The following is an 18,392-nucleotide window of genomic DNA, read 5'->3' as shown; positions in this document are numbered from 1 at the left end:
CTTGCCTTGTTGTCTCGAAGCCGTATCAGATCGGCGGTCACCAACTTGTTCCTTCTGATTCGATCAATTCTTGTAGATTTGATCGAAGATTCCGCCTTCCGCAAAATGGTCCTTCTGGGCCTTGGTCCAGCCGCCGAACACCTCGTCGATGGTGAACAGCTCGACCTTGGCGAAGGCAGCCTCGTACTTCTTGGCCACCTCGGGATCACGCGGACGGTAGGAGTTGCGTGCGGCAATTTCCTGACCTTCCTTTGTATACCAGTATTTCAGGTAGGATTCAGCCACACTTCGCGTGCCCTTTTTGTCGGCCACCGAGTCAACCACCGCAACTGGCGGTTCGGCCAGGATCGACAGCTGCGGCGCGACGATCTCGAACTTGTCCTTGCCGAACTCACGCAGGGCCAGATGCGCCTCGTTCTCCCAGGCGAGCAGGACGTCGCCGACACCGCGCTCCACGAAGGTCACGGTGGCGCCGCGGGCGCCGGTGTCGAGCACAGGGACGTGCTGATAGAGGTCGCCGACGAACTGCTTGGCCTTGTCGGCCGAGCCGAACTTCTTCAGCGCATAGCCCCAGGCGGCCAGGTAGTTCCAGCGCGCGCCGCCGGATGTCTTCGGATTGGGCGTGATGACGTCGACGCCCTTCTTGAGCAGGTCGTCCCAGTCCTTGATGCCCTTGGGATTGCCTTTGCGCACCAGGAAAACGATGGTCGAGGTGTAGGGCGAGGCATTCTGCGGCAGTCGCTTTTGCCAATCCTTGTCGAGCAGACCCTTGCCCGCGATCGCGTCGATGTCATAGGCGAGCGCCAGGGTCACGACGTCGGCCTGCAGCCCGTCGATGACGCTGCGGGCCTGCGCGCCGGAGCCGCCATGCGACTGCTTGACCTCGACGCTCTTGCCGGTCTCCTTCTGATACGCGGCTGAAAACGCCTTGTTGAACTCGACGTAGAGCTCGCGGGTCGGGTCATAGGAGACGTTGAGCAGACTGATGTCCGCGGCATGGGCCGATCCTGCCCATGCCAGGCCTGCGACCGCTGCCAGAAGACGTCGCATCTTCATCCAAGCTCTCCGTTCCATTCACCGCCCGCAATGTTGCAGGCGCGCACTGCAGATCGCCAAATGTTCACGTCGGAGTCAACGGAACCGGATTTTCTTGTTTCCGGCCGGACATAGGCATTTTGCTACGAAGCGCTCGGCGTTGGGATAGCTGTTCTTGCCGCGGCACAATGTCGTCATGGGCTGCCAGGTCAGCCGGCCGGTGAGTTTCGAACTACACCGTCGAGGTCGCGACCGTGTGGATGCCGCATTCGGTCTTGTCGCGACCGCGCCAACGGCCGGCCCGCTCGTCCTCGCCGGAGTCGGCGCGGCTTGTGCAGGGCATGCATCCGATCGAACGGAAGCCGGCGGCGACCAGCGGATGCTGCGGCAGATCGGCAGAGCGGTAGATCGCCGCGATCTCCTCGCGGGTCACATTGGCGAACGGATTGAATTTCACCCGCACGCCGTCCTGCTCGACGACCGGGATCGCCGCCCGCAAGCCGCCTTGGAAACGCTTGCGGCCATTGATCCAGGCGGCGAACGGCGCCAGCGCGCGTGCCAGCGGCTCGACTTTGCGGATGCGGCAGCAGGCGTCGGGATCGGAGAACCACAGATCGTTGCCGGCGTCCTCGCGCTCGAGCGTGGCGGCGTCCGGCTTCATCGAGCGCACGTCTTGCAGGCCGAGGATCTCGATGAGCCGGTCGCGATAGGCCAGCGTCTCCGCGAACATGTGCCCGGTGTCGAGGAAGATCACCGGGATCGCCGGATCGACATCGGACGTCACCTTCAGGAGCGCGGCCGACTCCGTTCCAAACGACGACACCACCGCCAGCCGCTCGCGACCGATCGCCGCGAGAGCAGCGGCAATGACCTCATGCGGCGCGGCGGTGCGCAGCGCGGCGTCGAGCGCCGCGACCGGGATCTCCGCAACGGAAGGCGATGCAGCCAGCGTGCTCACAGCCCGGCACTCTCCGAATGGCGCAGTTGCAGGCGCTGATGCAGCGCCGAGATCCGGCCATCGCCGGTCGGCTGATAGAACACCGAATAGCGCTTCACGGTCTCGGTGAAGGCCTCGGCATCCGCCTGCTTCTTGACCTCGAAGGCGTCGAAGCCGGCGCGCAGCATGAACACGAACTGGTCACGCAGCACCTGCCCGGTCGCGCGCAGCTCGCCGCGGAAGCCATGGCGCTCGCGCAGCAGGCGCGCCTGGGTGTAGGCGCGGCCGTCCCGGAAGCTCGGAAACACCAGCGCGACCAGCGCGAGCCGATCGAGATACGGCACGAGATCGTCGACGTCGCGATTGTTCGGCCAGATCACGCCGAGCTTGCCGGTGGCGCGGCCGACCGGCGCGTCGGGGCCGGCGAGGAAGCGCGTCTCCGAGACGAGGATCGCGCCCTGCGCCGGCAGCTCGGCATCGTCGGTGAGGCGGACGAACGTGTCCGCGATGATGTGTCCGCCCTTAACGAGTGGCATAGACCCGCTCCCTGAATGGTTCGACCCCGAGCCGCTTCACCGTGTCGACGAACAGCTCCTCAGGGCTCGCGCGCAGCGCAAGATAGGCTTCGACGATGTCCTCGACGACATCGGCAACTTCGGCATAGGGCACCGCGGGTCCGATCAGGGTGCCGAGCACGGCGCCCTCGTCGGCACGGCCGCCGATCGTGATCTGGTAGAATTCCTCGTTGTTCTTCTCGACGCCGAGGATGCCGATGTGGCCGACGTGATGGTGGCCGCAGGCATTGATGCAGCCGGAGATGTTGATGTGCAGCCGGCCGATCAGGTTCGCCGTATCGTGATTGGCGAAGCGCCGGGTGATCTCCTGCGCGATCGGGATCGAGCGCGCGTTCGCGAGCGAGCAGTAGTCCAGCCCCGGGCAGGCGATGATGTCGGACACGAGGTTGACGTTGGGAATCGCGAGGCCAATGGCCTCGAGCGCCTTCCACACCGCCGGCAGGTCGCGCTTGCGGACGTGCGGCAGCGCCAGGTTCTGCTCATGCCCGACGCGGATCTCGCCGAACGAGTATTTGTCGGCGATGTCGGCCAGCGCATCCATCTGGTCGGCGGTCGCATCGCCAGGCGGCTTGCCTATGGGCTTCAGCGACACGGTCACGATGGCATAGCCCTGCACCTTGTGCGGGAAGACCGAGTTCTTGCGCCAGGCCTCGAACTTCGGATCGTGCGCGGCCTGCTTGAGCTCGTCCGGCATGTGCGGCAGCGTCTCGTAGGCCGGATAGAAGAAGCGCGAGCGGATGTCCTCGATGATCCCCTGATCGAGCTTGAGCACGCCGTCGCGGATCTGCTGCCACTCCTCCTCGACCTCGGCGGCGAACTTCTCGATGCCGAGCTCATGCACCAGGATCTTGATGCGCGCCTTGTAGATGTTGTCGCGGCGGCCGTACTGGTTGTAGACGCGCAGGATCGCCTCGACATAGCTGAGGATGTCGTGGCCGTGAACGAACGGCTTGATGGTCTTGGCGATGAACGGCGTGCGGCCGAGGCCGCCGCCGACCAGCACCTCGAAGCCGGTTTCGCCCTGCTCGTTCTTCTTGAGACGCAGGCCGATGTCATGGATCTTGATCGCGGCGCGGTCGTGGTCGGACGCCGTGATCGCGATCTTGAACTTGCGCGGCAGGAACGAGAATTCCGGGTGAAGCGTCGTGAACTGGCGCAGCAGCTCCGCCCAGATCCTGGGATCCTCGACCTCGCCCGGCGCGACGCCCGCCCACTGATCCGAGGTGACGTTGCGCATGTTGTTGCCGGAGGTCTGCATCGACTGGATGCCGACCTCGGCGAGGTCGGCCATCGCATCCGGCAGCTCGGCGAGCTTGATCCAGTTGAACTGGATGTTCTGCCGCGTCGTGAAGTGACCGTAGCCGCGGTCGTAGCGGCGCGCGACATGGGCCAGCCGGCGAAGCTGGTTCGACGCCAGCGTGCCGTAGGGGATGGCGATGCGATACATGTAGGCGTGGAGCTGCAGATAGACGCCGTTCTGCAGCCGCAGCATCTTGAACTCGTCCTCGGACAATTCGCCCGACAGGCGCCGCTTCACCTGGTCGCGGAATTCGGCGACGCGCTCGTTGACCAAGGTGCGGTCGATTTCGTCATAAGCGTACATGACAGGCCTTCAGACTTGAGCCGGGAGCGCGATGGAGGCGCCCGTGAGCCGGATGTGTTCGCGCATATTGCCGGGCTTGACCGCACCGTCGGCGCCCACCTCGACCGGCGCGATGTAGGGACCGATCGCACCGAGATCGTCGGCCACCGCTTCCGACAGCAGGGCGCGCGCCTCGTCGGCGGTGCGGACGATCGCCGCATCGGAGAGCTCATCCGACCAGCTCTTGGTGCCGGTGCGGTAGATCACCGCGCCATCCCAGGTCCGGTTCGCGGTGATGATCGAGGGACCGGTGATCTTGATCTTCTGTTGCAGCGGGGAGGTCATTCAGACGGGTTCCAGGAGTTGTGCGATCACGCCACTGATAGTCTGCTGACGCCACGGCGCGGAGTGCGCCACGACGTCACCGATGATGAGGATGGCCGGACCGCCATCGATTTGGCCGACGAGATCCGGCAACTGATCGAGCGTGCCGACCGCCGCCTGCGCATCGGGGCGCGTCACCTTCGCGAACACACCCACCGGCGTCTGCGGCGAGCGGCCCGCCGCGAGGAGCCCTGCGCGCACCGCCGGCGCCGCGGTCATGCCCATGTAGACGACGACGGTCATCTTGGTGTCAGTCAGCGCCGACCAGTCGACCGCCTCGGCATCGCGCTCCTTGTGCGCGGTGAGGAAGGTGATGCGCAGCGCCTTGCTGCGGAAGGTCAGCGGCACCTCGAACTGCGCGGCGGCGCCGAGGCCGGCGGTGATGCCGGGCACGATCGTGTAGGACACGCCCGCCTTGCGCAGCGCATCGACCTCCTCGCCGCCACGGCCGAACACGTAGGAGTCGCCGCCTTTCAGCCTGACCGCGCGCTTGCCCTCGCGTGCCGCTTCGATCAGCAGCCTGTTCACAGCGTCCTGGCCAATGCCGGGCTTGCCGACGCGGCGGCCGACCGGCACGCGCGAGGCATCGCGGCGGATGCGGTCGAGAATCTCAGGCGTGACCAGCTCGTCGTAGAACACGACATCCGCGTCCTGCAGCGCGCGCAGCGCCTTGATCGTCAGCAGGTCGGGATCGCCGGGACCGGCGCCGACCAAGGTCACATGGCCGTTGCTGCGGCCGGCATGATCGGCGCCCGCAAACGCCGTGGGATCGGCAATGCCATGCAGCGCCGCCTCCGCTTCCTGCTTGCGGCCCGCCAGCACCAGTGCACCGATCGGGCCGTCGACGATGCGCTCCCAGAAGCGGCGGCGCAGCGTCATCTCGGCGATCTGCGGGTTGATGGTCTTGCGGAAGTCGCCGATGAAGCTCGCGAGCTCGCCGATCCGCGCCGGCAGCAGCGCCTCGATGCGCTCGCGCACGCGGCGTGCCACGACGGGCGAGGAGCCGCCGGTGCCGATCGCCACCACCACGTCGCCGCGATCGACGATCGCCGGAAAGATGAAGCTGGAATGCGCGAGGTCGTCCATCACGTTGACGGGCAGACCAACGCTGCGCGCCCGCGCCGACATCGCAACGCCGATGTCGCCAGCGCCCGCGCACAGCACGGCGATGACGCCAGTGAGATCGGCGCTCAGCGGGTCGCCTTCGGCGCGCTCGATCTGGCCGTGCTGATCGCGCAGACCCGCGAGATCGAAGTCGCCGTCGGTGGCGAACCAGCGGATCCGTGCGCCCGCGGACAGCAACACGCGAAGCTTGGCGCGCACGAGCTCGCCCGCGCCGATCAGCAGCACGGGGCCGGTCTTCAGATCGAGAAACACCGGCAGATATTGCATTGCGTTCTTCAGCTTCGGCACTTGGGGGTTGACTGGAATTATTTTCTATATAAGTGTCCCGCCTACGACGTAAAGAGAAAATTATTCCTTGGCTCCGCCATAGAATTTTCTCCCAGGCAGGCGATGGCTGATAGCATGCACATTCTCACCAACGACGTTTCCAGAGATCGGTTACCCTCCTCCGAGATCGAGCAAGCATCTTCCATGCCGCGCGTCCTCAACGCCGCACCGACGATGGACCATCTCGACGAGCTGGAGGCGCAGAGCATCTACATCCTTCGCGAGGCCTTTGCACGGCTGAAGAAGCTGGCGCTGCTGTGGTCGCTGGGAAAAGATTCCAACGTGATGATCTGGCTGGCGCGCAAGGCGTTCTTCGGCCGGGTGCCGTTTCCGGCCATGCATGTCGATACGGCCAAGAAGTTTCCCGAGATGTACGCCTTCCGCGACACCTACGCGAAGGAATGGGGCCTCGATCTCAAGGTCGAGCCGTGCCCGCCGATCGATGCCGTCGATCCCACCCTGCCGCCCGCCGCACGCTCGGCTGCGCGCAAGACCGAAGGCTTGAAGATGGCGCTCGCCAAGCATGGCTTCGACGGCCTGATCGCGGGCATCCGCCGCGACGAGGAGGCGACGCGCGCCAAGGAGCGCGTGTTCTCGCCGCGCGGGGCCGAGGGCCATTGGGATGTGCGCGACCAGCCGCCGGAATTCTGGGATCACTTCAACGCCTCGCCGCCGCAGGGCGCTCACTTGCGCATCCATCCGATCCTGCATTGGACCGAGGCCGACATCTGGGCCTACACGGCGCGCGAGAACATTCCGATCATCCCGCTGTATCTGTCCAAGAACGGCAAGCGCTATCGCTCGCTCGGCGATCAGGACATCACCTTCCCGGTCGCGTCGAACGCCTCGAACATCCCCGAGATTCTCGCCGAACTCGAAAGCACCAAGGTGCCCGAGCGTGCCGGCCGCGCGCTCGACCACGAGACCGAAGACGCCTTCGAGCGGCTTCGCGTCGCCGGCTATCTGTGAGGGGGAACGAGGCGATGAACATGCGAGTCCCGTCAGCCGTCCCCGCCACGCCGAACGGCACCACCCGTCCGCAGGTCCGCATCGTGATCGTCGGCCATGTCGACCACGGCAAGTCGACCTTGGTCGGCCGTCTGCTGCATGAGACCGGCAGCCTGCCCGAGGGCAAGCTGGAGATGCTGCAGGCCGTCTCCGCCCGCCGCGGCATGCCGTTCGAATGGTCGTTCCTGCTCGACGCGCTGCAGACCGAGCGCGACCAGGGCATCACCATCGACACCACGCAGATCCGCTTCCGCACCAATGCGCGCGAGGTCGTGCTGATCGACGCGCCCGGCCACGCCGAATTCCTGCGCAACATGATCACCGGCGCCTCGCAGGCCGATGGCGCGGTGCTGATCATCGACGCGCTCGAAGGCGTGCGCGACCAGACCCGCCGCCACGGCTATCTCCTGCATCTGCTCGGCGTGAAGCAGGTCGCGGTCGTCGTCAACAAGATGGACCGCGTCGATTTCGGCGAAGACCGCTTCGACGCGATCAAGGCCGAGATCTCGGCGCATCTCGAAGGCCTCGGCGTCAAGCCGGTCGCCGTCATCCCGATCTCAGCGCGAGACGGCGACGGCGTCGCCGAGCTGACCTCGCGGATCGGCTGGTACGACGGCCCGACCGTGGTCGAGGCGCTCGACGGGCTGGAGCCGGCCAAGCCGCTGTCGAGCCTGCCGCTGCGCCTGCCGGTGCAGGCGATCTACAAGTTCGACGACCGCCGCATCGTCGCCGGCCGCGTCGAGGCCGGCGAGTTGCGCGCCGGCGACGAGATCGTGATCATGCCCGCCGGCAAGATCGCCAAGATCAGGACCGTCGAGGGCTGGCCGCAGACCCCGGTGACCACGGCGCAGGGCGCGGGCCGCTCGGTCGGCATCACGCTCGATCGCGAGCTGTTCATCGAGCGCGGCGACGTCATCGCCCATGTCGGCCGCGAGCCGCAGGCGGCGCGCCGGCTGCATGCGCGCATCTTCTGGCTGCACGACCAGCCGCTGTCGAAAGGCGACAGCATCCTGGTCCGGCTCGGCACCCGCGAGGCGCGCGGCAGCGTCGTCGCGATCGCGAAGGCGGTCGACCCGGGCTCGCTGTCCAACGAAGAGAACGCATCGATCGCGCGCAACCATGTCGGCGAGATCGAGATCGCACTGACCCAGCCGGTCGCCGTCGATCCCTACACCGAGAATGCGCGCACCGGCCGTCTCGTCATCGAGGTGCAGGGCCGCATCGCCGGCGGCGGGCTGGTGCTGTCGATCGCCGCTGGCAAGCGCGCCGCACCGATCGACATCATGCCGGTGGAATCGGCGCTGCAGCCGCAGGAGCGCGCCGACCGCTATCGCCACAAGGGCGCCGTCGTGTGGATGACCGGCCTGCCCGGCGCCGGCAAGTCGACCCTGGCGCGCGCGCTGGAGCGGCGGCTGTTCAGCCGCGGCGGCGCCCCGGTGCTGCTCGACGGCGACACCGTCCGCGCCGGCCTCAACAAGGATCTCGGCTTCACGCCGGAGGACCGCGCCGAGAACATCCGTCGCCTCGCCGAGGTCGCGACCCATCTCGCCCGCAACGGCCACATCGCGATCGTCGCGGCGGTGTCTCCCGCGCGCGAGGACCGCGCGGCTGCGCGCCGCGTCGCCGGCGACCTGTTCCGTGAGGTCTACGTCGCGACGGCCGCCGAGATCTGCGAGAGCCGCGACCCCAAGGGCCACTACGCCAAGGCCCGCGCCGGCAATCTGCAGAACTTCACCGGCATCGGCACCGACTACGAGCCGCCGCTCGATGCGGAGCTGGTGATCGACACCGCGACGCGCGGAATTGCGGACGCCACCGACGAGCTCGAGGCGCTGCTGTCGCGGACATCAGTGCTGTTCGACGACATCGCCGATCTCGGCGCGAATATCTGACGTCTGCTTCCAGACTTGTCATGCACTCCGTCATTCCGGGGCAAGGCCGCAGGCCTTGAACCCGGAATCTCGACATTGCCTTGCGCTCAATCCCCGAATCACTTCGGGATTCCGGGTTCGATCGTCAACGCACAGCCGCTTCACGGCTGCGCATTGCCAATCGCCCCGGAATGACGGTGAAGCGCGACCCAGCTCAGCCCGAAGCTACAGCGCGCCGACATAGGCGGTGAGATCGTCGAGCTCGGCCTCGGTCGGCAGTCGCGTCTCCATCTTCTTGGCATAGAACTCCCACATCAGCTTGACGGCGTCGCGCAGCGACGCCGTGCGGCCGTCGTGGAAATACGGCGCGGTCGACGCGGCCGCATGCAGGGTCGGCACCTTGAACTTGCCGCCGGTGCCGATGTCGTCTTTGCTCTTCTTGTCGAAGCTCGGCAATTGATGGCAGGTGCCGCAACCGCCGTCGCCGATATAGAGCTCATAGCCGCGCCTGACGGCCGCGCTGGCATCCTCCCTCGGCGTGCCGTCCCCCTTGACCTGCCAGTTCGCCGGATAGTTCAGCGTGCGCACATAGGCGACCAGCGCCGCCAGGGTCTCCGGCGACGGCTCCGGCCCCTTCATGCGATTGACGATGATGCCGCGGATGCTGTCCTCCAGGGTCGGCGCCTGGCCGGCCCAGCCGAACACCGCACGCTCGCCGACACCCCACAGCGTCGGCGTATTCCGGCCATTGGGATCGCCGTCGGCGACCACGTCGAGGCCGACATAGGTCTTGTTGTTGGTATGCCCGGTCGAGAAGTGGCAGGTCGCGCAGGACGCCTTGCTGCCGCCGGAGAGGCTCGCGTCGTTGAACAGCTCCAGCCCCTTGGCGGCGAGTTCGGCTTCGGAGAGCTGGGCCGGTGGCGCCACGGCGGCGCCGACCGTGGTGGGCTCGGCCACCGGCGCCTCGGTCACGGCAGGTGCTGACGGCGCCTTCGGCTGCTTCCTCACCGCCGCGGTGGCGTGGCGGATTCTCGGCCTGTGCTCGGACGACGCCGCGTGCGCCGATTTCGGCTTCAACGCTGAAGCCAGCATTTGCAGCAAGGTCGGCTTTTGCGGAGCTGCCGCGAGATAGGGCGCTACAGATTTGTCCGCCGCAAGCGCGGGCAGGGCGAGCAGGCCAAGACACAAGACGACCGACCGCAGCCCCGTGAACGACATCGCCCGTCTCCCCCGACATCCCCTTGATGCAAATCGTTATCGATAGCTTTTACGTCCGAAGTGGGACTGTGCGGGGGCAATGAATCGGCGCAGGCGGGATTGAGCGGCGTCAGTGCACGGCCTGACCGCCATCGGCGGACGCGATGCCGGCGTGCGTCGAGAACAGCCGGCGCGGCGAATGTGAGAACCTGTCGCCTCCATCGACGACGGCGCGCCGGCGCGTCAGGCGCTGCGCGCATCCTGGCCGGAGAACTACGGAGGAGTGCGCCGGCTCGTGCCTGGACAGCAGTTTGCCCACGGCGCGGCCGCCGCATCGGCAAGCAGAAATTAGCACTTGATCCGCACAGTTCACGCCACCCGCAGCAACGCGGTCGAGGCGCATGATGGAGCATCTGGCGGCCTATTGGTCGACGGCCGAACTGGAGACGAACGGGATTCTGCTGCTGCACCTGGTGGGTGCGGCGGCCGTCGGCCTGCTGCTGGGCTACGAGCGCACCTATCACGGACGCGCGGCCGGCATGCGGACCTACGCCCTGGTTTGCGTCGCATCGACCTTGCTGACGGCGATCAACGGCTTTCCCGGCAGTTGGTATGGCGGAATGGCGGTGTCGCCGACCGTCTCCGATCCGACGCGCGTGATCCAGGGCCTGATGACCGGCATCGGCTTCCTCGGCGCCGGCGTCATCATCAAGGACGGCTTCACCATCCGCGGCGTGTCGACGGCCGCCTCGATCTGGATGACGTCGGCGATCGGCATCATCATCGGCATCGGCTTCTACGGCACCGCGCTGTGCGCCACGGCATTGTCGCTGGCCGCGATGACCCTGCTCGGCCAAGTCGAGAAATGGCTGCCGCATCAGACCACGCTGTCGCTGTCGGTCGTCTACCGCCACGGCCTGCAGCCGAGCGAGGCAGAACTGCGCGAATGCATGCGGGCCTATGGCTTCGACGTGCTGGACTGGTGCTACGAATACAGCGAGGCGAAGCGGCAATTCCATTTCGAGCTGGTGCTGCAGGCCGCCGGCCGGTTCGAGACCGCAACGATGGCGCGCGACCTGTCCACGGCCGAGGACGTCGTGGAATTCCGTCTGGCGCCGTCAAGGGCGTGAGGGGAGCAGCGTTGCTGCGGTCATCGCTGTCCATCGCAAGATCCTCCCGACCTGCCTCTGAATCTGCTCCATTGATCAGACCCAAAGGCTGATGCCGAGAGTTCGAGCGCGGTCTCGAAGCACGGTTCCCGTCCGGCTCGAAGGTGGTATGCTCAATCGTGAGCGATCCGACGGAGGGCCAGAGCCGATGTGGAAGGCGCTTTGGAGAAAATGGACCATCGATCAGCCGGCTCTCCTTGGCGATTGGCTGTGGGACGTTTTCGTCGTCCAGTTCGCCGCCTTCCTGGACCGGCTGACACTGAGGCGGATCGTCGCCTTCCTGCCGGTCATCATCCTCGGCCTGGCCTATTATCATAGCATCCCGATCCCGCCCGAACTGATGCTCGTCGGCGATATCCTGGCCTATATCGATATCTTCTCCGTCCTGCTTCTCGTCGGCATCCTCAGTCGCGTCACGACGATCCTGTTTCTCATCAAGCAGGCGACCGCATCGATCGGACGCCTTGCCAACAGCTTGACGACGGTAGCGAGGCGCTTGGATCGTCGCCATCGGCGCGAGCGCGGCGCACAGGTCGGCAGGCGCGTGATTGAGGGACCCAACAAGGAAAGCGACCGTCCTGCGATCGTGATCGGCATGGCGTGGGCATAGCTCCGCAGTGGCGGAGGGAGGCAATGCGATGCCGCAGCGGCGTGTACTCACCGCTCCGAGCCGACCAAGCGCATGCATGGCATCCTGCGCGAAGAGCCGACAGACAGCCGCGACCAACATTCGAGCTCACCCTGCGTTCGTTTGCAGCCTCCATCTCGTCACGGCTGCACGCCGGCATGATTCCTGTGCACCAAGAAACGAATTCTTTGGGTCCCATCAAGCTGCGCGCGCCGTCCAATCCTCCCGCCCCAAAATTCTACTTTCTTTTTTTCAGAAATCATGATAGGTCTATGTTCATCCCGTCCCACACGAGGGACGTTTCGCGACCGTCACGGACGTCGGGTGCGGGATGCGGTGGGCGCTTTGGGCTGCGGCGTGAGCGATCATGTCGACGGACAGCCCCGAGGCGCACGGCCAAGTCGTGGGGTCCTGGCATCCCGATGCCGATGCCACGCCTGCACAGCGCCAACGCGCTGCGCAGGCAACGGTGACCAGAAAGCCCGGCGCACCGGGGAGACCACGGAGCAACCGTAGAGCCATCGCGCAGGGAAGGCCGGATGTCCGGCTGAACCTGTGGTGACTGCCGCCTGCATTTTTTTCTGCAGGCGGGCCATGGGTGCAGCCTGCACCCGGCCTTCCCTGCGCCTCTCGTGATCGAGGGGCGGCAAGTGTGCAAAGCTCGGACGCGAACAGGCGCCGCGAGGACGAAGTTGCATGAGCCATCACCACCACGAGCGATCACCTTCGTTGAGTTGTCCGCAGCCGTTTGGTGTACGTCGAAACGCCATTTGCGGCACGCTGTGCGTTGTCACCCTACCCTGGAGGGGGAGGGTCGGCGCGCGTCGCGGCAGCGATGCGCGGCGGGGTGGGGTGATGCCACGGGCACCGGCGCTCGTGGAGAGATCACCCCACCCCGCCTCGCATCTCGCTTCGCTCGTTGCGAGTCGACCCTCCCCCTCCAGGGGAGGGTGGCAGCGTGCCCGATCCGAGGGCTCTGCACGGCTGTGGGCTCGCGGCCGAACTCTGAGGCGGTCGTGCGAAATTACTTGTCATCACTCCGCCCGGAACCAGCCCGCCTGTCCGCTGCCCTCCCCCGACCAACTGCGATACCCCTCCCCCCTTTCGTGGCCCCCGCTTTGGCGCTAAATGCACTGCACACGCCGCCTTCGAGGCGGCCATTTCAGCACGCCCAAGACACGCGCAACGTCGCCCTATTCGAGAGAAACGTCTCATCATGACCCGTATCGCCGCCCATGGACTGAAGATCGCCCCCGTTTTGTTCGACTTCATCGCCAAGGAGGCCGCGCCGAAGACCGGGATCGATCCGGACGCGTTCTGGGCCGGCCTTGCCGCGATCCTGCGCGATCTCGGCCCTAAGAACCGCGAGCTGCTCGCCGTCCGCGACGCCCTGCAGCACAAGATCGACGCCTGGCACCTCGCCAACAAGGGCAAGGCCTTCGACCTCGGCGCCTACACCGCATTCCTGAAGGAGATCGGCTACCTGCTGCCCGAGCCGGCCACGCACAAGGTCGAGACCGCCAATATCGACGAAGAGATCGGCAAGATCTGCGGGCCGCAGCTCGTGGTGCCGCTCACCAACGCCCGCTACGCGCTGAACGCGGCGAATGCGCGCTGGGGCTCGCTCTACGACGCGTTCTACGGCACCGACGCCATCCCGCACGATCCGAGCGAAGCGGGCAAGGGCTACAACAAGGCCCGCGGCGACAAGGTGATCGCCAAGGCCAAGGCCTTCCTCGACGCCGCCGTGCCGCTCGCCACCGGCAGCCACACCGACGTCACCGCCTACAGCGTCATTGCCGGCCAGCTCTCGGCCAAGCTGAAGAGCGGCAACGCCACTGCGCTCAAGAACGCCGACCAGTTCGCCGGCTATCAAGGCTCGGCCGACGCGCCCTCCGTGATCCTGCTTGCCAACAACGGCCTCCACGTCGAGGTCGTGATCGACCGCAGCCATGTCATCGGCAAGGACGATCCGGCCGGCGTCTCCGACATGATCCTGGAAGCCGCGGTCTCGACCATCCTCGACATGGAGGACTCGGTCGCCGCCGTCGACGCCGAGGACAAGGTGCTGGTCTACCGCAACACGCTCGGCCTGATGAACGGCACGCTGTCGGCCGACTTCGAGAAGGGCGGCAAGACACTCACCCGCGCGCTGAACAGCGACCGCAGCTACACCACGCCGTCCGGCGGCAGCCTCACGCTGCACGGCCGCAGCCTGCTGCTGATCCGCAATTGCGGGCATCACATGTTCACCGACGCGGTGCTCGACTCCGAGGGCAAGGAGGTGCCGGAGGGCATTCTCGACGCCGCCGTCACCGGCCTGCTCGCGATGCACGACCTCAAGGGTCTCTCCAAGGTCAGGAACAGCCGCACCGGCTCGATCTACATCGTCAAGCCGAAGATGCACGGCCCGGACGAGGTGGCGCTGACGGTCGAGCTGTTCGCGCGCGTCGAGAAGATGCTCGGCCTGCCCGAGAACAGCATGAAGGTCGGCATCATGGACGAGGAGCGCCGCACCACGGTGAACCTCAAGGCGTGCATCCAGGCCGCGTCCAAGCGCATCGTCTTCATCAACACCGGCTTCCTCGACCGCACCGGCGACGAGATCCACACCTCGATGGAAGCCGGTCCGATGATCCGCAAGAACGAGATGAAGGCGCAGCCCTGGATCAAGGCCTACGAGGATTGGAACGTCGACAACGGCCTGACCTGCGGCCTGCCTGGCCATGCCCAGATCGGCAAGGGCATGTGGGCCGCGCCGGACAAGATGGCCGACATGCTGTCGCAGAAGATCGGCCACCCGCAGGCCGGCGCCACCACCGCCTGGGTGCCGTCGCCGACCGCGGCGACGCTGCACGCTTTGCACTATCACCAGGTCAACGTCCACGCCCGCCAGGCGGAACTCGCGAAGGGCGGCCCGCGCGCCAAGCTCGGCGACATCCTCACCATTCCGGTGTCGCAATCGAACTGGGCGCCCGACGACGTGCGCCAGGAGATCGACAACAACTGCCAGGGCATTCTCGGCTACGTCGTGCGCTGGATCGACCAGGGCGTCGGCTGCTCCAAGGTGCCCGACATCCACGATGTCGGCCTGATGGAGGACCGCGCCACCTTGCGCATCTCGAGCCAGCATCTCGCCAACTGGCTGCACCATGGCGTGGTCAGCAAGGAGCAGGTGATGGATTCGCTGAAGCGCATGGCCGTCGTGGTCGACAAGCAGAATGCCGGCGACGCGCTCTATCAGCCGATGGCGCCGTCGTTCGACGGCGTGGCGTTCAAGGCGGCCTGCGACCTCGTGTTCGAAGGCCGCACCCAGCCAAACGGCTACACCGAATACATCCTCACGGCGCGGCGCCGCGAGGCGAAGGCAAGCGCCTGATGCGAAAAGCCCCGGCCATCCGCCGGGGCTTTTTTTGATCTGCCGGAGGTAACATGATGCCAGATCATATCACCGCGATGAATCGAAGCAGCGAGATCACGCCGAGCACGATGACGATCACGCGGCAGATCTGCTTGGCCCGGCCGTCGATCGGCAGCAGGTTGATCAAATAGAGGATGAGGATGACGACGAGAAAGGTGACGAGAGCACTGACGAGCATGAATGAGCCCCTGAACGAGAGGAGGATGCGCTGGCGGTGATCAGCTAACACGCTCGGCGGCTGGTAGTTCCACTCCCGGAACCTGAGTGCTCAACGACTGTCTCCGTAGTTCAACGGAGCCAGCCCTCATCCAGATTTTTACGGGTCTGCGGTCAAATGCGGTGAATCGGAGATCAACATGCTGAACCGCCTGACCATTTCCACGACGTTGAAGGCCATCATCCTGGTGACGGCATGCCTGTTTGTCGGCCTGTTCGCCTCGCGGGCCTACAATTCGTGGCAGCAGCTCGAGCTCACCGCGCGCATCAGCTCGATCGTCGATGCCTCCGAAAGCATGTTCAAGGCGATGGACAAGCTGCGGGCCGACCGCTCGACCTCGAACCGCATGGTGACCGTGGACGAGAAGGTCGAGCCAGAGACCGAGCGATACGTCCGCGGCCTGCGCGACGTCGCCATGCCCGCCATGGGCCGCGCGCTGGGCACCCTTCCGGGCATCGAGTTTGCTGACAAGGCGGCGCTGCTCTCGCAATTCCAACAACTGCTGACAACGCTGAGCGATCAGCAGAGGGAATTCTGGCAGGAGGTCGCCAAGCCGAAGGCGTCGCGCCGATTGGCGCTCGGCAAGGAATACATGCAGACCGAGGACAGGCTGCTGGAGACGCTGGAGAAGATCCAGGCCATTCTCGCCGCCGAGGTCAACCATGCGGATCCGACCATCGATCAGCTGTTGCAGATCAAGCAGATCGCATGGCTGCTGCGCAACACCGCCGGCGATGCCTCCTTCCTGGTTTCGAACGGCCTCGCCGCAGGCAAGATCACGCCCGAGGCGCGGCTGAACTATACCAAAGCGGTCGGCGGCGCCGAGGCCGCATGGAAGGCGCTCGAACTCGCGACCAGCGGCGCAAAATGGCCGGCCGCGATGACGGCCGCGCTGGAGGCCACGCGCAAGGCCTATTTCGAGACCGAGTACACGGCGCTGCGCGATCGCCTCGTCAACGCGCTCGCGAGCGGCGAGACGCCAGAGATGGTCGCCAACAAATGGAGCCCGTTCACGGTCGGGCGCCTCAATGCGGCGGTTGCGGTCGCCGAGACCGCGCTCGAGACCGCAAGGACCTATATCGAGGAGCAGCATGCGGCGGCCATGCGGACCCTTGGGGTCGAACTCTGCCTCCTGATCGCGGCGACCGTGATCGGCGGCACCGCGCTGATGCTGGTGAGCCGCCGGGTGATCCAGCCCCTCAACAGAATGCGCGATGCCATGCTGGCGGTTGCGGGCGGCGACCTCAGCGTCGAGACGGGCTACATGCAGCGACAGGACGAGATCGGTGCGCTGGCGGGCGCGCTCGAAACGTTCAAGCAGCAGGCCAAGGACAAGCTCGCGATCGAGGCCCAGGAGCGCCAACGCAACGAAACGACGGTCGCGCGCCAGCGGGCGATCGAAAGCTATGTGAGCGAGTTCGAGGGGCTGGTCCGCGACTCGCTCGAGCAGCTCGGCCGCGCCTCCACCGACATGCAGGCGACGTCCGCCGGACTGACCAACGTCTCGCGGCAGACCAATGCCCGCGCCGAGGAGGCCTCGAAGGCCTCGAGCGACGCATCGACGAGCGTGCAGACGGTCGCCTCGGCCGCGGAGGAATTGAACGCCTCGATCGCCGACATCAGCAAGCAGGCGTCGCATGCGGCCGGCATTGCCAGCCGCGCGGTGGAGCAGGCCCGCATGACCGACGGCACGGTGCAGGGGCTGGCACAATCGGCCAATCGGATCGGCGAGGTGGTCGGGCTGATCAACAGCATCGCCTCGCAGACCAACCTGCTCGCGCTGAACGCGACCATCGAGGCAGCGCGCGCCGGCGAAGCCGGCAAGGGTTTTGCCGTCGTCGCCTCCGAGGTGAAGACGCTGGCGAGCCAGACCGCGAAGGCGACCGACGAGATTTCCGAGCAGATCGCCGACATCCAGCGCGTCGCCAATGACGCGATCGACGCGATCAAGCGCATCGGCGGCATCATTGGCGAGGTCAACGAGGTGGCGACCGCGATCGCCGCGGCGGTGCAGGAGCAAGGGGCGGCGACGCAGGAGATCTCGCGCAGCACCCAGTTCGCCGCCGACGGCACCAGGAACGTCTCCGACAACATCACCGGCGTCAAATCGGACGCCGATGCCGCTGCGGCGGCGGCCGACAACGTGCGCACCGCCTCAGAGACGCTGGAGAGCCAGAGCAGGAATCTCGGTCATCAGGTCAGGGATTTCCTCGGCAAGATCCGCGCCGCCTGACGACCTCGCAGGATCAGTCGGACGCCGTCACCGGCGCGCGCTCGTATTTCGCGCGCAACGCCGCGGGCGCCGGCGAGAAGTTCAGCTCGGCGCGCTTGCCGCTGCCGGTCCGGTTGGCGACCTTGAGGCCGTCGTCGCTGGCGACGACGTCGCCCTTGCGCAGGGTCGGATCGTTGTCGATCGACACCTTGGCAAGGCCGAAATGGTCCTTGCCGTTGCAGGTGCAGCCGTCGACGATCTCGGTGCGATACTTGAAGGCGTTGGGCAGCGCCGAATACGGCTTGCCGCCATCGGTCTCGGCACCGTCGATCGAGCTGCCATAGACAATCTCGGTCTTGGCCGCCGGGCAGAAGCTGTTGCAGGCGGCTTCCTTGCTCTGGTCGCCGGTCGCGCCGAGCGGGAAGTAGCGGCCATCACAGGTGCGGACACACCAGGCGACGCTGCTGCTGCCGCCGCGATAGGTGACGTCGCCCCGCGGGGCCGGCCGTGGCGCCGGTGGCGCCTCGTCGGCGAACGGCATCCGGATATAGGGCGCCTGACGCTGCGGTGCGTTGAAGCCGCCGAACAGCGCCGAGAAAAAATCCTGCGCGCCCGCTGTGGTCGGCGCTGCCAACGCACCCGCGGTTGCCATGGTTGCCACTGCAATGGCGGCGAGTGCACGTCGACCGTTCATCATTCCGCTC

Annotated in this window: 15 protein-coding genes; 6 read left to right on the top strand and 9 right to left on the bottom strand. The window is 66.2% G+C overall.

What is annotated here, in order from left to right; genetic code table 11:
- Positions 1-63: 63 nt before the first annotated feature.
- From QX048_RS01570 to cysG, 6 genes are all read right to left on the bottom strand, one after another.
- The gene (locus QX048_RS01570) at positions 64-1,056 is read right to left on the bottom strand and encodes a sulfate ABC transporter substrate-binding protein (protein WP_316165795.1); all 993 of its coding nucleotides are present in this window, start codon (positions 1,054-1,056) and stop codon (positions 64-66) included.
- A gap of 211 nt (positions 1,057-1,267) precedes the next feature.
- The gene (locus tag QX048_RS01565; protein ID WP_315826006.1) at positions 1,268-1,993 is read right to left on the bottom strand and encodes a phosphoadenylyl-sulfate reductase; all 726 of its coding nucleotides are present in this window, start codon (positions 1,991-1,993) and stop codon (positions 1,268-1,270) included.
- The gene (locus QX048_RS01560; protein ID WP_316191672.1) at positions 1,990-2,508 is read right to left on the bottom strand and encodes a DUF934 domain-containing protein; all 519 of its coding nucleotides are present in this window, start codon (positions 2,506-2,508) and stop codon (positions 1,990-1,992) included. The genes QX048_RS01565 and QX048_RS01560 overlap by 4 nt, the downstream gene beginning before the upstream one ends.
- Positions 2,495-4,150, bottom strand: a complete 1,656-nt coding sequence (locus QX048_RS01555; protein WP_316165798.1) for a nitrite/sulfite reductase — start codon at positions 4,148-4,150, stop codon at positions 2,495-2,497. Before QX048_RS01555 ends, QX048_RS01560 begins: the two co-directional genes overlap by 14 nt.
- Positions 4,151-4,159: 9 nt before the next feature.
- Positions 4,160-4,474 (bottom strand): DUF2849 domain-containing protein, encoded by a 315-nt coding sequence (locus tag QX048_RS01550; protein WP_315713857.1) that lies wholly within the window; start codon positions 4,472-4,474, stop codon positions 4,160-4,162.
- Positions 4,475-5,905: a siroheme synthase CysG gene (gene cysG / locus QX048_RS01545; RefSeq protein ID WP_315826003.1), complete on the bottom strand. Its 1,431-nt coding sequence runs from the start codon at positions 5,903-5,905 to the stop codon at positions 4,475-4,477.
- Positions 5,906-6,109: 204 nt separating this feature from the next.
- Here cysG and cysD point away from each other — a divergent pair, with 204 nt between their 5' ends.
- A complete protein-coding gene (cysD, locus tag QX048_RS01540; RefSeq protein ID WP_315713855.1) occupies positions 6,110-6,934 on the top strand; it encodes a sulfate adenylyltransferase subunit CysD in 825 nt (274 codons plus the stop codon).
- Between the two features lie 14 nt (positions 6,935-6,948).
- A complete protein-coding gene (gene cysC / locus QX048_RS01535) occupies positions 6,949-8,865 on the top strand; it encodes an adenylyl-sulfate kinase (protein ID WP_315713854.1) in 1,917 nt (638 codons plus the stop codon).
- Between the two features lie 204 nt (positions 8,866-9,069).
- Here cysC and QX048_RS01530 read toward each other — a convergent pair whose 3' ends face one another.
- Positions 9,070-10,062 (bottom strand): cytochrome-c peroxidase, encoded by a 993-nt coding sequence (locus tag QX048_RS01530; RefSeq protein WP_316172647.1) that lies wholly within the window; start codon positions 10,060-10,062, stop codon positions 9,070-9,072.
- A gap of 380 nt (positions 10,063-10,442) precedes the next feature.
- Here QX048_RS01530 and QX048_RS01525 point away from each other — a divergent pair, with 380 nt between their 5' ends.
- The 3 genes from QX048_RS01525 (at position 10,443) to QX048_RS01515 (ending at position 15,217) form a co-directional block, all read left to right on the top strand.
- The gene (locus QX048_RS01525; RefSeq protein WP_316200328.1) at positions 10,443-11,171 is read left to right on the top strand and encodes an MgtC/SapB family protein; all 729 of its coding nucleotides are present in this window, start codon (positions 10,443-10,445) and stop codon (positions 11,169-11,171) included.
- 187 nt (positions 11,172-11,358) lie between these two features.
- On the top strand, positions 11,359-11,820 hold the full coding sequence (locus QX048_RS01520; RefSeq protein WP_316200329.1) for a hypothetical protein: 462 nt from the start codon (positions 11,359-11,361) through the stop codon (positions 11,818-11,820).
- Positions 11,821-13,054: 1,234 nt separating this feature from the next.
- Positions 13,055-15,217, top strand: a complete 2,163-nt coding sequence (locus QX048_RS01515; protein ID WP_316200330.1) for a malate synthase G — start codon at positions 13,055-13,057, stop codon at positions 15,215-15,217.
- A 64-nt stretch (positions 15,218-15,281) separates the two neighbouring features.
- Here the strand turns inward: QX048_RS01515 and QX048_RS01510 are convergent, their stop codons facing one another.
- Positions 15,282-15,437, bottom strand: a complete 156-nt coding sequence (locus tag QX048_RS01510) for a Thivi_2564 family membrane protein (RefSeq protein WP_315713847.1) — start codon at positions 15,435-15,437, stop codon at positions 15,282-15,284.
- 178 nt (positions 15,438-15,615) lie between these two features.
- On the opposite strand from QX048_RS01510, the gene QX048_RS01505 reads away from it, so the two are divergent.
- Positions 15,616-17,709 carry a methyl-accepting chemotaxis protein gene (locus QX048_RS01505; protein WP_316200331.1) on the top strand — a complete coding sequence of 698 codons (2,094 nt, stop codon included), beginning with the start codon at positions 15,616-15,618 and terminating at the stop codon, positions 17,707-17,709.
- 13 nt (positions 17,710-17,722) lie between these two features.
- On the opposite strand, the gene QX048_RS01500 is transcribed toward QX048_RS01505, so the two are convergent.
- A complete protein-coding gene (locus QX048_RS01500) occupies positions 17,723-18,382 on the bottom strand; it encodes a DUF2865 domain-containing protein (protein ID WP_315713845.1) in 660 nt (219 codons plus the stop codon).
- Positions 18,383-18,392: the final 10 nt, after the last annotated feature.

This window comes from Bradyrhizobium sp. SZCCHNS30572 (genome assembly GCF_032484415.1).
In the GTDB taxonomy this organism is placed as follows: Bacteria; Pseudomonadota; Alphaproteobacteria; order Rhizobiales; family Xanthobacteraceae; genus Bradyrhizobium.
Note: the sequence above shows the minus strand (reverse complement) of the source record. Positions and strands in the feature narration are given on the sequence as shown.

What these genes read in the sequence shown, in the direction of transcription:
- cysC (WP_315713854.1), top strand. Translation starts at nt 6,949, where the DNA reads ATGAACATGCGAGTCCCGTCAGCCGTCCCCGCCACGCCGAACGGCACC.
- QX048_RS01555 (WP_316165798.1), bottom strand. Translation starts at nt 4,150, where the DNA reads ATGTACGCTTATGACGAAATCGACCGCACCTTGGTCAACGAGCGCGTC.
- QX048_RS01520 (WP_316200329.1), top strand. Translation starts at nt 11,359, where the DNA reads ATGTGGAAGGCGCTTTGGAGAAAATGGACCATCGATCAGCCGGCTCTC.
- cysG (WP_315826003.1), bottom strand. Translation starts at nt 5,905, where the DNA reads ATGCAATATCTGCCGGTGTTTCTCGATCTGAAGACCGGCCCCGTGCTG.
- cysD (WP_315713855.1), top strand. Translation starts at nt 6,110, where the DNA reads ATGCCGCGCGTCCTCAACGCCGCACCGACGATGGACCATCTCGACGAG.
- QX048_RS01550 (WP_315713857.1), bottom strand. Translation starts at nt 4,474, where the DNA reads ATGACCTCCCCGCTGCAACAGAAGATCAAGATCACCGGTCCCTCGATC.
- QX048_RS01525 (WP_316200328.1), top strand. Translation starts at nt 10,443, where the DNA reads ATGATGGAGCATCTGGCGGCCTATTGGTCGACGGCCGAACTGGAGACG.
- QX048_RS01505 (WP_316200331.1), top strand. Translation starts at nt 15,616, where the DNA reads ATGCTGAACCGCCTGACCATTTCCACGACGTTGAAGGCCATCATCCTG.
- QX048_RS01515 (WP_316200330.1), top strand. Translation starts at nt 13,055, where the DNA reads ATGACCCGTATCGCCGCCCATGGACTGAAGATCGCCCCCGTTTTGTTC.
- QX048_RS01560 (WP_316191672.1), bottom strand. Translation starts at nt 2,508, where the DNA reads ATGCCACTCGTTAAGGGCGGACACATCATCGCGGACACGTTCGTCCGC.
- QX048_RS01500 (WP_315713845.1), bottom strand. Translation starts at nt 18,382, where the DNA reads ATGAACGGTCGACGTGCACTCGCCGCCATTGCAGTGGCAACCATGGCA.
- QX048_RS01570 (WP_316165795.1), bottom strand. Translation starts at nt 1,056, where the DNA reads ATGAAGATGCGACGTCTTCTGGCAGCGGTCGCAGGCCTGGCATGGGCA.
- QX048_RS01530 (WP_316172647.1), bottom strand. Translation starts at nt 10,062, where the DNA reads ATGTCGTTCACGGGGCTGCGGTCGGTCGTCTTGTGTCTTGGCCTGCTC.
- QX048_RS01510 (WP_315713847.1), bottom strand. Translation starts at nt 15,437, where the DNA reads ATGCTCGTCAGTGCTCTCGTCACCTTTCTCGTCGTCATCCTCATCCTC.